The sequence below is a fragment of the Actinoplanes sp. NPDC051346 genome, from assembly GCF_040682215.1.
GTDB lineage: Bacteria > Actinomycetota > Actinomycetes > Mycobacteriales > Micromonosporaceae > Actinoplanes.
Genome location: NZ_JBFBAJ010000011.1, coordinates 1 through 14564, shown reverse-complemented (window position 1 = coordinate 14564; position 14564 = coordinate 1). Strand labels below are relative to the sequence as shown.

Below are 14564 nucleotides of genomic sequence, written 5' to 3'. Positions count from 1 at the left end.
GGCCTCCCCATCCCTCGCAGGTGCGGCGAACCTATCGTGAAGCAGTCGCCGACGGCTCCGCCGCTAATCCGATCGTGTAATCCTCGATCGTGTAGCAGGACTCGTCGTCCGTGGCGGCGGTCGATTTGTCGATCATGATCTGGACCGGGTGGGCGTCGATGAGATCGCGCTCGACTCGCACCACCTCCGCGCCCTCCCGCCGCGCGGCCTCGGCCTCCGCCTCGAGCTGCCGCAGCGTCGGGACGAGGTTGGCCAGGCGCAGCATCAGCGCGCGCCGCGCCGCGTCGTCCAGACCCTTGGCGCGGGTGACCTTGTCATTCTCGACCGTGACGCGGAACTTGCCGATCAAGGCGCGTTTCCCGCACTGGGACACGAGCGTGAACGCGTACTTGCCGGGCACGGTCCAGGTCGTGGGCGGTTCGCTCATGACACCCGGCTCGGAATTGGCGCACCCGCCCAACAGCACGGCGAGCACGACACAGGGGACGAGACGACGCACAATGCCCTCCACAGAAGTCGACGCTAGCGTTCCGACGCGTACGGCGACAGCGTGGTTCCGCCGGGCGGGTGAGCGACCGTCTGTGCGATCGTTTGCTCGTGGCCGTACAACGAGGGAGAACGGGGCTGCGCGCGCTCCTCACCTGGCGGCGCGTCCTCGATCGGCTGCGGGCGGTTCTGCGCAACGGCGCCACCACCTTCACGGTGCTCACCGTCACCCTGTGGCTGATGCCCGGGGTCCGAGCCACGGACGTCCTCGACACGATGGGCCTCGTGGTGCTCGTCGCGGTGGTCGGCGCGGTGCTGCGCCCGCTCCTGCTGGCCGGCGTCACCGCCCTGGGCGGCTGGGGCGCGATGCTGCTCGGCGTGCTCGCCCAGGTCATCGTGATGGCGGTGGCCCTGGAGCTCGACCCGTCGAAGCGGCTCAGCGGCTGGCCCACCGTCGGCGTCGCCGCGCTGCTCGCCGTCATCTGCGCCGCGATCTTCGACTGGATGATGGACAGCGGCACCGAGGACACCTTCCTCACCGAGGCGAAACGGCTCATGCGTGGCATCCGGCGGCGCCAGGCCCGGCAGGACGGCGGCCGGCTGCTCGACCTGCGCCGTCCCCGGCCCGGCACCGAGCCCGGCCTGCTCGTCGTCCAGCTCGACGGGGTCAGCGAACCGGTGCTGCGCTGGGCCGTCCGCGCCGGCAACCTGCCGAGCATCGGCCGCTGGCTGCGCTCGGGCACCCACACGATGCGGGGCTGGCACACCGGCCTGCCGTCGACCACTCCGGCGGCGCAGGCGGGCATCCTGCACGGCGCCTCGCAGCACATTCCCGCCTTCCGCTGGTTCGAGAAGGACACCGGTCGGGTGATGGTCTCCAACCGTCCCCGGGACGCGGCCGTGATCGAGCAGCGCCTCTCCGACGGTCGCGGCCTGCTGCACGAGGGCGGGGTCAGCATCGGCAACGCCTTCTCCGGCGACGCCGCCATCAACCTGCTCACGGTGAGCCACGCGGCGCTCCCGGGGCGCTCCGCCCGGGGCTGGGCGGCGTTCATGGCCAGCCCGTTCGGCTTCACCCGCGCCCTCGTGCTCGGCGTCGGCGAGGTCTTCGCCGAGCTGCACCAGGCCCGCTTGCAGCGCCGGCGCAATCTCGAGCCGCGCGTCAGCCGCTCCGGCGCCTTCCTGGCGCTGCGGCCGGCCTCGATCCTGCTGCGCGACGTCAACGTCTCGCTGATCGCCGAGCAGATGGCCCGGGGCGCCCCGGTCGTCTACTGCGACCTGGTCGATTACGACGAGGTGGCCCACCACGCCGGCCCGGCCCGGTCCGAGTCGATGCGGCAGCTGGAGAGCCTGGACCAGATGCTCGGCGTGCTGGAACAGCTCGGACAGGAGGCGGCGCGGGCATACCGGATCGTCGTGCTCTCCGACCACGGGCAGAGCCAGGGCGCGACCTTCCGGCAGCGGTACGGCGAGACCCTCGAGGCGGTGGTCTCCCGGTTCTCCGCCCCCGACCCGGCCGACGCGCCGAGCGTTCCGGCCGAGGAGGAGGCGACCAAGGAGCCGGAATTTCCGCACCCGCCGGTCGCGCCGGTGCTGGTCGTCTCCTCGGGCAACCTCGCCCTGATCTATCTGACCCGGCACGCCGGACGCCTCGACCGGGCTCGCATCGACGCGATCTATCCCCAGCTCGTCAGGGGCCTGGCCGGACATCCGGGCGTGGGGCTGGTGGTGGTGCGCGAGGACGACGGGCCGGTCGCGTACGGCCCGGCCGGCTCGCACCGGCTGGTGGACGGCACGGTCGAGGGGCAGGACCCGCTGCTGCCGTACGGCCCGCACACCCGTGCCGACCTGCTGCGCCACCAGCGGACGGCACACGTCGGCGACCTCGTCGTGATCAGCGCCGTCGACCCGGTGAACAGCGAGGTGTCGGCGTTCGAGGAACTGGTGGGCTCGCACGGTGGTCTCGGCGGGTGGCAGACCGAGGCCATGCTGGTCCACCCCGCCGAATGGCAGGTCCAGGGCGACCTCGCCGGACCCGACGCGGTGCACCGGCAGCTGGCGGAATGGCTGGAGATGCTGAAATTGCGCAGCGCCGAGCCAAGCCTGGAAGACGCACTCGTCTCGCTCCCTGAGGATCGGGACGGCGCGGCGGCGCGACTTTCCCACAGCCGGGATGGTTGATTGAAATGTGCGTTTCATCCATTTCGCGCGTCGAGTCCTGCTGACGATCACCGCGACCGCCGTCGTCGTCGCCTCCGGCATCGCGCCCGCGCTCGCGGTCAGTGCCAGCCCCGACAAGGCGCCGCTGTTCAACGGCTCCGTGTACGCCATCGCCTACCGCGGCGGCACCGTCTATGTCGGCGGGTCGTTCACCGGCGTCGCGTGGGGTGGCCGCAACTACGCGCGAGCCCGACTCGCGGCGTTCGACGCGAGCTCCGGCGCCCTGCTGAACTGGACCCCCTCGGCCAACGGCACCGTGCGGGCACTGGCCGTCGTCGGTTCCTCGGTGTACGCGGGCGGCAGCTTCACCAGCGTCTCCGGCCGGTCGCGCGACAACCTCGCCCGCATCGACGCCGTGTCCGGCGGGGTGGGCGCCTTCTCACACCGGGTGACCGGCACCCCGTACGCCCTCGCCGCCGGCAACGGCCGCCTCTACGCTGGCGGCAGCTTCACCGCCGTCGACGGCAGCACCCGCCGTAACGCCGCCGCGTTCTCCCTGTCCAGCGGCTCCCTCGACGGCGGCTGGCGGCCCCGCCCCGACGACGCCGTGCACGCCCTCGCGGTCACGTCCAGCCGGGTCTATCTCGGCGGATCGTTCCACCAGGTCAGCGGCGTCAGCCGTACGCTGCGCATCGCGGCCGTCACGCCCGCCGGCGGCGCGGTCGACCTCGGCTTCCGGCCCTCTTCCAACGCCCAGGTCAACTCCATCACCACCGACTCGTCCGGGGTGTACGCGGCGACCGGCGGCCAGGGCGGACGGGTGCTCGCGTACAGCACCGGCGGCGCGGTGCGGTGGCAGCGCGTATTCGACGGCGACGCCACGGCGGTCGCCTCGCTGGGCGGCACGATCTATGTCGGCGGCCACTTCGACCGGGCCTGCACGACCCTCAACAACGGCGCGCAGGGTGCCTGCACCGACGGCTCCGTCTCCCGGGTCAAGCTCGCGGCGATCAACAGCCGCGGCGCGCTGACCGGCTGGGCTCCGCAGGCCAACGGCGTCATCGGCGTACGGACCCTCGTGGTCGACCGCAACCGCGGCGCGATCGGCGCGGGTGGCGACTTCACCACCATCGGCGGCCAGAACCGCAAGCGGTACGCCTCCTTCGGGTAGGGCGGGCCTGCCGGGGGAGGCCGCGCCCGGGGCCCGCACAATGGGCGGATGCGGATCACCACGCTGGGCCCGCTGGCCGTCGACGGGCAGCCGGTAAGGGGCGAACGCCTCGCCGCGGTGATCCGTGAGCTTGCCGGGGCGCGCGGCCGTCCGGTCTCGACCGCCGCGCTGGCCGACGCGGTCTGGCAGGGCGACCCGCCGGAGGACGCCTCGGGTGCGGTGCAGGCGTTGATCTCCCGCGCACGCCGGCTGGGGCTGCCGGTCATGGCCGTTCAAGGCGGCTACCGGGTGCCCGCGGAACAGGTGGAGACGGACGCTGTGGCCGCGCGGGCCCTCGCCGACCGGGCCCGGGCCGCGCTGCGCGACGGTGACCCCGAGCTTGCCCGCCGCGAGGCGGACGCCGCCCGCGGCCTGTTTCCCGCGGTGCCCGACCTGGGCGACGCCGAGGTCGCCCGCCTGTTCGGCGCCGTCGCCGCGGCGGGTGCCGAGGCGGCGCTCGCCGGCTGCGGGTCCGGCGCCTACGAGGCCGATCTGCGGTTGCTGGTCGCGCGCACCCCGCCCGACGAGCCGGCCGCGGCGCTGCTGGTGCGGGTGCTGGCCGCGCAGGGCCGCGACGCCGAGGCGTTGGAGGTCGTGGAGCGGCTGCGTGCCGAGCTCGCCGACCGCTACGGCACCGACCCGTCCCCGGTCATCGCCGATGTGCAGCTGGCGCTGCTGCGCGGCGAGCTGAAGCCGCACCGCGCGCCCCGCCGCCCCGCGCGGATCACCATGCCGGCCTCCTGGCGCCGCCCGGGAACCGCCCTCGTCGGCCGGGATCGTGACGTTTCGGCCGTCCTCGGGCGGCTCACCGAGGTGCCGTTGGTGACCGTCGTGGCGACCGGGGGTGCCGGAAAGACGCGGCTCGCCGCCGAGGTGGCCCGCCGGGCACCGGGTGCCGTACGCGTCATCGAGCTCGCCGGCCTGCGCACCCCGGAGGAGGTGCTGCCGGCGGTCCTCGCCGCGCTGGGCGGCGCCGACACCGCCGCACCCGCGTCGGCCCTGTCCGTGGAACGCCGGGTGCTCACCCCCGAGGAGCGGCTGCGGGCGGCCGCTTCCGAGTTGGACGGCCTGGTGGTGCTCGACAACTGCGAGCACCTCCTCGACGCCGCGGCCGACGTTGTCGCCGACCTGCTCGCCGCCGCCTCGCCGGAGCTTGCGGTGCTGGCGACCAGTCGGGCGCCCCTCGGGCTCGCGGGCGAGCTGGTGCACCGGCTTCCGGCGCTGCCCGACGCGGAGGCGCTCGACCTGCTCGAAACCCGCGCTCGCGCCGGCGGCGCCGGGCTGGCCTGGGACGCGCGGGGGGCGCTCGATCTCTGCCACCGGCTGGACAACCTGCCGCTCGCCCTCGAACTCGCCGCGGCCCGGCTGCGCCACATGCCGATCGACGACGTGCTGGCCGGCCTCTCCGACCGCTTCGCGCTGCTGGACGACGCGCTGCGTGGCCTGCCCGAGCGGCATGCCAGCCTGTGGGCGATGGTCGACTGGAGCCGGGAACTGCTCGCGCCGGCCGAGCGCGAACTGTTGCAGCGGCTGGCCGTGATCCCGGCGTCGTTCGCGGCCGAGGCGGCGGCGGCCGTCGCTGGCACGCCGGACGTCCGCCGCGGTCTCGCCACCCTGGTCGAGCAGTCGGTGCTGATCCTCGACGACGGTGACGGCGGCCCGCCGCGCTACCGGATGTTGGAGACGGTCCGCGAATACGGCGAGGCCCGCCTCGGTGACCGCACCGCCGCGATGACCGGTCTGGTCGCCTGGGCCCGGCGCCGGGCGACGGTGCTCGCCGCCGACCACATCGGACCTCGCCAGCTCGAATCCCTCGCCGAGTCGGCCCGCGAGCAGGAGAACTTCCTCGCGGCGCTGCGCTGGAGCATCGCGCACGGCGACGAGCCGGCCGCGGTGGATGTGGCCGGTGTCCTGTTCCAGCTCTGGACCGTCCGCGGCATGCACGTGGAAGTGTCCGCGTGGAGCCGGATGCTGCTGCGCGCCGACGATCCCGTGGCGAGGCGGACCTCGGCCGTCCTTCGGGGCCGGGCGAGCGGCCAGCCGCTGCCGGACGCGGACCGGCTCGCCCGGCTGTGCCTGCTCGCCCGGGTCAACGGCTCGATCACCGGCCCGATCCGGTTGACCGCGCTCGCCGGTCGGGCGCTGCGTGTCCTTGCCCGGGAGCGGCCCGCCGAGGTCTCGCCGCGACACGCGGCGTTGGCGGAGGCGCTGCCGGGGTTCGACCGTTTCGAACCGGAGGAGACCCTGCGCGGTGCCGAACTGCTCATCGCCGATCCGGATCCCTACGTGCGGGCGCTGGGTCTCTTCGGCCGGGCGGTGCTGCGCGAGAACGGCGGCATGCCCGGGGAGTCGGTGGTGGACGCCGAGGCGGCGTACCACCTCTTCGAGGCGGTGGGCGATCACTGGGGTATGGCCATGACCGCCCAGGCCATGGGTCATTCCTTCGGCGCCGGGCGGGACACCGCGGTGGAGTGGCTGGCCCGCAGCGTGCGGCACATGGACCTGGTCGGTGCCGTCCAGGACGCCCGATCGATCAGGGTCCTGCTCGACGCCCGCATGGCGCTCGAGGGCGACGCCGAGGCCGAGGAGCGGCTGCGGAAGACGGCGGCCTCGGAGCAGGCCGACCCGGGCGACGTGGCGCAGGCGAACCTCGGGCTGGCCCACGTCGCGTGGGAGCGAGACGACTTTGTCGAGGTGCGCGCGTGCGCCGACGCGGTGATCCGGGCATGCGACCGAATCACCACGTCCGTGCCCCAGCAGAGGGTGGTCTACCGGGTGGCCGCGGCGGTGCTGCACCTGATGATCCCGGCCGGGCCGTCCCCGGACGCCCAGGCCGTCCACCTGTTGACCATGGTTCGCGACGAGGCGTCGGCCACCTCCGACGCTCCGGTCGTGGGGGTGTGGGCTCTGGGCGGTGCGGTCCTGGCCGCCCACCGCGGCGACGAGGGCCAGGCCCGCGAGCTGTGGGCCCGCGCGATGCGGGCCGGGGCCTCGATGAGCATGGTGCTTCCCCCGGGCACCGACGGACGGCTGACGGCGGCCCTCGGCACCGAGGACCACCGCCAGACCCTGCTCGCCGCGCATCGCGACGAGCCCGTCGCGACAACCCTTGCCCAGATCCAGGACCTGATGGACCGGCTGCTTACACCTTCTTCCGGTACGCCCGGAGCGCCAGCGGCATGAAGCACACGACGAACCCGGCACACCACGCGAGCGTCCACCACACATGACCGTCGAGCGGCGTGCCGAGGAACAGCCCCCGGACCGCCCCGACGAGGTGGGTCAGCGGGTTCACCTCCACGAACGCCTGCATCCACCCCGGCAGCGTCGTGGCGTCGACGAAGACGTTCGAGGCGAAGCTCAGCGGCATGATGAGCGCGAACATGAGGCCCTGCACGGCGCCCGGCGTCCGCACCTTCATCGCCACGAAGACGGGCAGCCAGCTCAGACAGAGCGCGAACAGCACGGCCAGCAGGCACCCGGCGATCGCGCTGAGCGGATCGGTGGTGATCCGGAAGCCCATGAGGTAGCCGATCGCCACGGTCACCAGCGTGACGATCAGATAGCGGACGATGTCGCCGAGCACCGCGCCGACCAGCGGCGCCGAGCGGGGCACGGGCAGCGACCGGAACCGGTCGAAGATGCCCTTCGCAAGGTCGGTGTTGAGGTTGACGCCGATCGCGATGCAGCCGGTGGCGATCGTCTGCGCCAGGATGCCGGGCAGCAGGAACTGCAGGTAGTCGTGGGTCGAGCCGGCGACCGCGCCGCCGAAGATGTAGACGAAGATGACCAGGAACAGCACCGGCTGCAGGGTCACGTCGATGAGAGCCTCGGGCGTGCGCCATGTCTTGATCAGGCTGCGCTTCGCGAGTGCGAGTGAGTGACGCACCAGCCGGAACGGTCGCGGCCGCGGCGTCACCGAGGTGATCGGTGTACGGGGTCTCTCCAGCAGAGTGGTCATGCCGCGACCTCCTCGCGGTGGGCCGTGCCGGTGAGGGTGAAGAAGACCTCGTCCAGGCTCGGCAGGTGCAGGGACAGTTCGGTGACGGGGACGCCGGCGCCCGCGAGGCGTGCGACCGCCTCCGTCATCGCGGCATCGTCGACGACCGGCACGGCCAGCACGCCCTTGCGGATCTCGTCGGCCACCGCACCCGACGAGACCTCGGAGAGGATCGCCGCGGTCCGCGGCAGGTCGGTCGGGTGCGCCGGGCGTACCTCCAGGGTCTGACCGCCGACCACCCGCTTGAGCCCGTCCGGGGTGTCGTGGGCGATGACCCGGCCATGGTCGATCACGGTGATCTCGTCGGCGAGCGCATCGGCCTCCTCCAGGTACTGGGTGGTGAGCAGCACCGTCGCACCGCCGGCGACCAGGGTGCGCACCACGTCCCACATGTCCTCGCGCTTGGCCGGGTCGAGCCCGGTCGTGGGCTCGTCCAGGAAGATGACGTCGGGGGAGCCGACCAGGCTCGCGGCCAGGTCGAGGCGCCGGCGCATGCCTCCGGAGTACGTCTTGGCCATCCGGTCCGCCGCCCCGGTCAGGTCGAACCATTCGAGCAGCTCGCCGGCGCGGCGCCGCGCGGCGGCCCGTCCCAGGTCGAGCAGGGTGCCGAAGAGTTCGAGGTTCTGCCGGCCGGTGAGGTCCTCGTCGACGGACGCGTACTGGCCGGTGAGGCCGATCGCCTGGCGGACCCGCTCGGCGTCGCGGACGACGTCGAAGCCGCCGATCCGCGCGCTGCCCGCGTCCGGAACCAGCAGGGTGGAGAGAATCCGGACGGCGGTGGTCTTCCCCGCGCCGTTGGGGCCGAGCACCCCGAGCACCGTGCCGCGGGGCACGGCGAGGTCGACACCCTGCAACGCCTTGGTCGCACCGAAGTGTTTGACGAGGCCCTCGGCCTCGATCACAAGATCTGCGGTCATGGCGGAAAGCCTGCCGCCGCCCGCCGACACGGCACCGACATGGCGCCGACACGGCTCCGACGGGCGTCTACATGCCCTGCTTGCGGACCTGCCGTTCGATGAGGTTCCAGTAGCGGGCCGGGGCGATCCGCACCAGCAGGTCCGCCAGCTTGGCGATGCCGGTGATCACCAGTCGGGGCTTGCGGGCCCGCACCGCCGCGAGGATCTGTCGAGCCGCCTCCTCCGGCGGCAGGGTCAGCGCCTTCTCGGTGAACGCGCGGATCTTTTCCGCCTGCTCGCTGTCGAGGTCCGGCCCGCTGATCCGCGCGTTGGCGGCGATGTTGGTGCGTACGCCGCCCGGGTGTACGACCGTCACGCCCACCCGGCCGGTCAGCTCGTGGCGCAGCGCCTCGGAGAAGCCTCGGACGCCGAACTTGCTGGTCGCGTACGCCACCTGGGACGGCGGCGCCATCAGGCCGAAGAGGCTGGAGATGGTGACCACGTGGGAGCCGGGCCGGCTCAGCAGCTGCGGCAGGAACGCCTTGGTCATGCGGACGACCGCGTTCAGGTTGATCTCCATGAGCCAGTCGAAGTCCTTGATGGCGACCTGCTCGAAGGTGCCGCTCAGGGCCACCCCGGCGTTGTTGATGAGCAGGTCGGTGCCGCCGTGGCGGGCGTTCACCTCGGCCGCCAGGTCTTCGCGGTCGCCGCCGTCGCCGAGATCGACGACGTAGGTGCTGACGTCCTTGGCGCCGGTCGTGCGGGCCAGCTCGGCTATCCGCGCCAGCCCGTCGGCGTCCTTGTCCACCAGCGCGAGCACGGCGCGCCGCCTGGCCAGGTCGAGCGTGAGCGCGGCGCCGATGCCGCTCGCCGCCCCGGTGATCACACACGTACGCCCGGCGAACGCGAACCGCTCCATCGTGGTCATCCCACGATTATCACCGCCGTACGGCCGCCGGCACAGCTATCGATTGACAGCGACGAGACAGATCGCTGATCACGATAGGCCCGAGGAAGCCATCGGGGGAGGGGCCATTGCGAGTTCATGAGTACGACCGGTGGGGCGACGCGCCGACCCAGGTGCTCCCGCGAGTCGCGACCGAACCCGGGCGGGCCGGCTGGGCGGACGTCGCGAAGGGCGCCTGCATCCTGCTCGTGGTGATGTGGCACGTCATCATGAAGCACTACCTGCGGATCGACTGGCACCTGCCCGCGCCCATCCCGGGCCTGTGGGGATTCCTCGGCGACCAGCTTCTGCCGATGCGGATGCCCGTCTTCTTCACGATCTCCGGACTCTTCGCCGCCTCGGCGGTGCTGCGCCCCTGGAAGGTCGTCGCGCGCGGCCGGATCGCCAAGTTCTATTACCTGTACGCCCTCTGGTTCACCGTGCACACCGCCGTGCTCGCGCTGGTGCCCCGCTTCGACACCCTCGCCGCGCACAGCGCCCTGGACGTCGTCGAGCAGCTCACCATCACGCCGACCAACCTCTGGTATCTGGTGGCGCTCGCGCTCTATTTCATCGTCGCCAAGCTCACCCGCGAACTGCCGACTGCCGCGGTGCTCGCACCGGCGCTGCTGCTCTCGGCGGTCGCCTCGGCCGGGCTGCTCGCCGCGCCGGGCAACCGCGGCCAGCTCTACCAGAATCTGTTCTTCTTCCTCGCCGGCCTGCGGCTCCGGCCGTGGCTGGAGCGTTGGGCGCGGGAAGCCAACCCGCGCCTCCTGCTCGGCGCGGGCGCCGGCTACGTCGTCGTCATGCTCGCGGTGGGCCGGCTCGGCGCCAAGCAGTGGTTCGGCGTCTGGCCGGTGGTCAGCGCCCTCGCCGTGCTCGTCGGGATCGCCGCCGCCGCACAACTCGAGCGTCAGCGCCCGGTGAGTGATCTGCTCGCCAAGCTGGGCCGCAACACCCTGGGAATCTACGTGATGCACATGCCGCTGCTAGCCCTCATGCACGCGGCCCTGCTCGCGCCATTCTCCGAGGCGGGCACCGCGACCCAGCTCGTTCTCGCTGTCGTGCTGCCGCTGTTGCTCACCGCGCTGCTGACCACCGTCTGCCTGAGCCTGCGCACCTGTTTCGAGGCCGTCGGTGGCGGGTGGCTCTTCGACCTGCCCGCCCGGCGGCGTCACCCGCCGCGAACCACGAGCGCGGAGGAACAGCCGACCCAGGAACTGCCGCGGCTCAGGTAGGGCGGGTCGGCGAGGCGGACTGTGCGCGGTCCCGTTCCTTTTCGCGGCGGACGAGATCCGCCAACACTTCCTTGTCGTACTTGGCCTCGGCCGCCCGCGCCTTGGTCCGAGCCTTGTCCGCCCGGGCGACCGCCTTCTTGCGGTCCTTGACCAGCTCGGCACGGCGCTGCCCGGCCGCCTTCAGCGAGCGCTTCGCCTTCGCCGCCTCATCGGTGGCGCGCCGCAGTGACTCGCGTTGCCGCGAGGTCAGGTCGGCGATCGTCTTGAGCTGGTTGTCGATGTCGGCGACAACCGCCCGGGCCCGGTCGGCGGCGGCGCCGGCGGCGGTCGCGCGGTCCCGGCGGCGGTCCAGTGGCTTGGCTGTTGCTGTCACAGCTATCACTCCCATCCGGTCTCACCTCAGCGGTACCCGGACGGGTGAAGGTCACGCCTTCGTCTCCTCCTCGACCGCCTCGGCGGCGAGGCTCGCCCGGCGACGGCGGACGCGGACGTACACGTAGGTGCCGACCGCCGCGACGATCGCGGCGATCGCCCACCACTTGTAGCGGTCGGCCTGCTCGACGAGCGCCACCAGTTGGTTGCCCAGCAGGTAAGCCACCGTCGTCCACCAGCCCACCCAGAGGGCCGCGCCGATCGCGTTGTAGAGCAGGAACTGCTTCCAGGGCATGCCCGTGATGCCGGCGATCACGCCGTTGAGCTGGCGTAGGCCGTCGATGAAGCGGGCCACGACGACGATGCGGTTGCCTCGGCGGGCGAAGAAGCGTTCCGCCTTCTCCAGGCGGTGCGGGGTGATGAAGATGTACTTGCCGAAGCGGTGCACGGCCTTGCGCCCGCCGCGGACGCCGATCCAGTAGCCGATGTTGTCGCCGAGCACCGCCGCCACGAAGCAGACGGCCGCGACCGCGAAGATGTCGAGCTTGCCCCAGTTCGAGTAGATCGCTGCGGCGATCATCAGCGTCTGTCCCGGCGCGGGCACGCCGAAGCTCTCCACCCCGATGATGCCGGCCAGGGCGAGGTAGCCCCAGCGGTCGAGGATCGGAGCCACCCCTTGCAGGAGTTCGGGCAGGTCTGCGGTCGGCGGCATGGGCTCGGAAGGCTCCCGTCGTCGGTGGCGGGGTGGCGTCCCCGGCCTCACACCGTATCCAGCCGGCACACCCGCAAACCCGGCCGTGCCCCGCTGCCCGGCGAAAACGGCCGAAAACCCCTGTGGATAACGTGTGGATTTCGGGCTCCGGAGCGCGCCGTTGAACTACCGCCGCCCGAGATCCGTTCCTCCTCTCGGGACGTCGGAGGAGGAGGACTTCGTTTTGTCTGTTTCACTGCGCGATGCGCTGGTCTCCCGCTTCCGTCGGCGCGCTGCCGCGCCGACGACGCAGGACCAAGGCGCAGAGACGCCGCGCAACGAGACGGAGGAGACGTCGCCGCCGCCTGGCCGCCTGCGCCGCGTGTGCGGATGGGCGCTGACCACCGGCGCACTCGTCCTGATCTTCGCGGCTCTGATCCTGCCGAACGTGATCAGCCGGTTCGAGCGACCGGGAACGTACTTCCGGCTGCCGATCGAGGGTTTCCTCGCCATCGGCCTGGTGCTCCTGGTGCCCGGCCGGTGGAAGCGGATCGTCGCCGTGGTGTTCGGGGTCGGCCTGGGCGTGCTGACCCTCGAGAAGGCCCTCGACATGGGCTTCAACAAGGTGCTGGCCCGCCCGTTCGACCCGGTGCTCGACTGGGAGCTGCTCGACGACGCGTACTCGTTCGTCCAGGACACCTCCGGGCAGGCCGGGGCAATCGGTGCCGTGGCCGGGATCGTCGTCTTCGTCCTGGTCGTCCTCACCCTCATGACCCTCGCCGCCCTACGGATCGCCAAGGTGGCCGGGCAGCACCGCACGACGGCCGCGCGGACCACGCTCGCCGGCATCTCCGTGTGGGTCGTCTGCCTCGTTCTGGGCGTGCAGATCTTCGAGACGATCCCGGTGGCGGCGCGCAGCAGCGTCATGTACGCCTGGGACCGCGCCCGCGCGGTGCAGGCGGGCCTGCAGGACGAGGAGAACTTCGCCCGCGAGGTGAAGATCGACGCCTTCGCGGCGACGCCGCCGGACCAACTGCTCACCGGCCTGCGGGGCAAGGACGTCTTCGTCACCTTCGTGGAGAGCTACGGTCGGTCGGCGCTCGAAGATCCGGCGCTGGCGCCCGGAACGGTGAAGGTGCTGGACGAGGGCGCGGCCGACCTGGCCAAGGCGGGCTACGTCGCCAAGAGCGGCTGGCTCACCTCCCCGACGGCGGGCGGCGGCAGCTGGCTGGCCCACTCGACCCTGCTGTCCGGCCTCTGGATCAACAACCAGCAGCGGTACCGCAACCTGACAGCCAGCGACCGGCTGACGCTGACCAGCCTCTCCAAGCGGGCCGGCTTCGACACGATCAGCGTGATGCCGGGCGCGAAACGGGCCTTCCCCGAGGGCGGCTTCTACGGCTACAACCGGGTCTACGACTCCCGCAACACCGGGTACGCGGGCCCGAAATTCGCCTGGTCGCCGCAGCCGGACCAGTACACGCTCTCCTGGTTCCAGAAGAATGTGCACCGTCCGGCCCACGCGCCGATGTTCGTCGAGATGCCGTTGGTGTCCAGCCACACCCCCTGGGCGCCGATCCCGAGCTTCATCGACTGGGACGACGTCGGCGACGGCGCTGTCTACGCCCAGATCAAGAAGGACGCGAAGCGCTCCGGAACGGTCTGGAAGGACCCGGCCAAGGTCAAGCGGGAGTACAGCCGGTCGATCCAGTACACACTGACGACGGTCATCTCCTACCTGGAGAAGTTCGGCGACGACAACACCGTCATGGTCGTCCTCGGCGACCACCAGCCAGCGCCGATCGTCGTCGGCGACGGCGCGAGCCGCGACGTGCCGATCACCATCGTGGCCAAGGACAAGGCCGTGCTGGACCGGGTGACCGGCTGGAACTGGACTGACGGGATCAAGCCCGCGCCGACGGCCCCGGTCTGGCGGATGGACCAGTTCCGGGACAAGTTCCTGACCGCGTACGGCACGGCGCCCGGCGTCACCGGCAGCGCCCTTCGCGCCCCCGGGCACTGAGCGCGCCGGGGCACTGAGCGCGCCGGGGCACTGAGGGCGCGGCTCAGCGCTTCATCGACTCTTCCCGGGCTTCTCGGTGGCGGTCATGGACTTCTTCGCAAGTCGCCGCCGAGCGAGCCTCCAGTGTGACGGCGCGTCCTCCGGGGGTGGCAAAGCAAGAACGCCGGCCCGAACCGGGCCGGCGTTCTCGAGATGTGCGACAGGTGTGCGACTCAGATGGTGTCCGCCGCCAGGTGGGTGCGGAGCTTGGTCAGGGCCTTGGTGAGCAGGCGGCTGACGTGCATCTGGGAGATGCCGATCTGGTCGGCGATCTGGGACTGGGTGAGGTTGCCGTAGAAGCGCAGGGTGAGGATTTTCTGTTCGCGGGGGTCGAGGGTGGCCAGGGCGGGGCCGAGGGCGACGCGGGTTTCGGCGACCTCGAATTCGTGGTCTTCGCCGCCGAGGGTGTCGCCGAGTTCGGTGTTGCCGTCGGCGCTGATCGGGGTGGAGAGGCTGGTGGCGTTGTAGGCGCGGGCGCCTTCGAGGCCTTCGAGGACGTCTTC

Annotated in this window: 12 protein-coding genes; 5 read left to right on the top strand and 7 right to left on the bottom strand. The window is 72.0% G+C overall.

Annotated elements, in window-relative coordinates; all coding sequences use genetic code 11:
• Positions 1 to 31 precede the first annotated feature (31 nt).
• Positions 32 to 475 (bottom strand): DUF6174 domain-containing protein, encoded by a 444-nt coding sequence (locus AB0M36_RS25545; protein WP_364161691.1) that lies wholly within the window; start codon positions 473 to 475, stop codon positions 32 to 34.
• Positions 476 to 597: 122 nt separating this feature from the next.
• Between AB0M36_RS25545 and AB0M36_RS25540 the strand changes: the two genes are divergently transcribed.
• From AB0M36_RS25540 to AB0M36_RS25530, 3 genes are read left to right on the top strand one after another with little or no spacing between them, the layout of a single operon-like run.
• Positions 598 to 2667 (top strand): alkaline phosphatase family protein, encoded by a 2070-nt coding sequence (locus AB0M36_RS25540; protein ID WP_364161688.1) that lies wholly within the window; start codon positions 598 to 600, stop codon positions 2665 to 2667.
• Between the two features lie 7 nt (positions 2668 to 2674).
• On the top strand, positions 2675 to 3817 hold the full coding sequence (locus tag AB0M36_RS25535; RefSeq protein ID WP_364161685.1) for a hypothetical protein: 1143 nt from the start codon (positions 2675 to 2677) through the stop codon (positions 3815 to 3817).
• A gap of 48 nt (positions 3818 to 3865) precedes the next feature.
• Positions 3866 to 7039, top strand: coding sequence for a BTAD domain-containing putative transcriptional regulator (locus AB0M36_RS25530; protein WP_364161683.1), 3174 nt, complete (start codon positions 3866 to 3868; stop codon positions 7037 to 7039).
• On the opposite strand, the gene AB0M36_RS25525 is transcribed toward AB0M36_RS25530, so the two are convergent.
• The 3 genes from AB0M36_RS25525 to AB0M36_RS25515 form a co-directional block, all read right to left on the bottom strand.
• On the bottom strand, positions 6999 to 7817 hold the full coding sequence (locus tag AB0M36_RS25525; RefSeq protein WP_364161680.1) for an ABC transporter permease: 819 nt from the start codon (positions 7815 to 7817) through the stop codon (positions 6999 to 7001). The genes AB0M36_RS25530 and AB0M36_RS25525 overlap by 41 nt on opposite strands.
• Positions 7814 to 8773, bottom strand: a complete 960-nt coding sequence (locus tag AB0M36_RS25520) for an ATP-binding cassette domain-containing protein (protein WP_364161677.1) — start codon at positions 8771 to 8773, stop codon at positions 7814 to 7816. The genes AB0M36_RS25525 and AB0M36_RS25520 overlap by 4 nt, the downstream gene beginning before the upstream one ends.
• Before the next feature lie 67 nt (positions 8774 to 8840).
• The gene (locus AB0M36_RS25515) at positions 8841 to 9680 is read right to left on the bottom strand and encodes an SDR family NAD(P)-dependent oxidoreductase (protein WP_364161674.1); all 840 of its coding nucleotides are present in this window, start codon (positions 9678 to 9680) and stop codon (positions 8841 to 8843) included.
• Positions 9681 to 9787: 107 nt separating this feature from the next.
• Here AB0M36_RS25515 and AB0M36_RS25510 point away from each other — a divergent pair, with 107 nt between their 5' ends.
• Complete coding sequence (locus tag AB0M36_RS25510) at positions 9788 to 10936, top strand: acyltransferase (protein ID WP_364161671.1); 1149 nt, start codon at positions 9788 to 9790, stop codon at positions 10934 to 10936.
• On the opposite strand, the gene AB0M36_RS25505 is transcribed toward AB0M36_RS25510, so the two are convergent.
• On the bottom strand, positions 10929 to 11309 hold the full coding sequence (locus AB0M36_RS25505) for a hypothetical protein (protein ID WP_364161668.1): 381 nt from the start codon (positions 11307 to 11309) through the stop codon (positions 10929 to 10931). The genes AB0M36_RS25510 and AB0M36_RS25505 overlap by 8 nt on opposite strands.
• Positions 11310 to 11360: 51 nt before the next feature.
• Positions 11361 to 12020 carry a DedA family protein gene (locus AB0M36_RS25500; protein ID WP_364161665.1) on the bottom strand — a complete coding sequence of 220 codons (660 nt, stop codon included), beginning with the start codon at positions 12018 to 12020 and terminating at the stop codon, positions 11361 to 11363.
• Between the two features lie 223 nt (positions 12021 to 12243).
• Here AB0M36_RS25500 and AB0M36_RS25495 point away from each other — a divergent pair, with 223 nt between their 5' ends.
• A complete protein-coding gene (locus AB0M36_RS25495; RefSeq protein ID WP_364161663.1) occupies positions 12244 to 14022 on the top strand; it encodes a sulfatase-like hydrolase/transferase in 1779 nt (592 codons plus the stop codon).
• A 212-nt stretch (positions 14023 to 14234) separates the two neighbouring features.
• On the opposite strand, the gene AB0M36_RS25490 is transcribed toward AB0M36_RS25495, so the two are convergent.
• On the bottom strand, positions 14235 to 14564 hold a 330-nt coding region (locus AB0M36_RS25490; protein ID WP_364161660.1), incomplete at its 5' end, for a sigma-70 family RNA polymerase sigma factor.

Coding starts and splice junctions, on each gene's coding strand:
- AB0M36_RS25515 (WP_364161674.1), bottom strand. CDS start 9,680: ATGACCACGATGGAGCGGTTCGCGTTCGCCGGGCGTACGTGTGTGATC.
- AB0M36_RS25520 (WP_364161677.1), bottom strand. CDS start 8,773: ATGACCGCAGATCTTGTGATCGAGGCCGAGGGCCTCGTCAAACACTTC.
- AB0M36_RS25530 (WP_364161683.1), top strand. CDS start 3,866: ATGCGGATCACCACGCTGGGCCCGCTGGCCGTCGACGGGCAGCCGGTA.
- AB0M36_RS25500 (WP_364161665.1), bottom strand. CDS start 12,020: ATGCCGCCGACCGCAGACCTGCCCGAACTCCTGCAAGGGGTGGCTCCG.
- AB0M36_RS25525 (WP_364161680.1), bottom strand. CDS start 7,817: ATGACCACTCTGCTGGAGAGACCCCGTACACCGATCACCTCGGTGACG.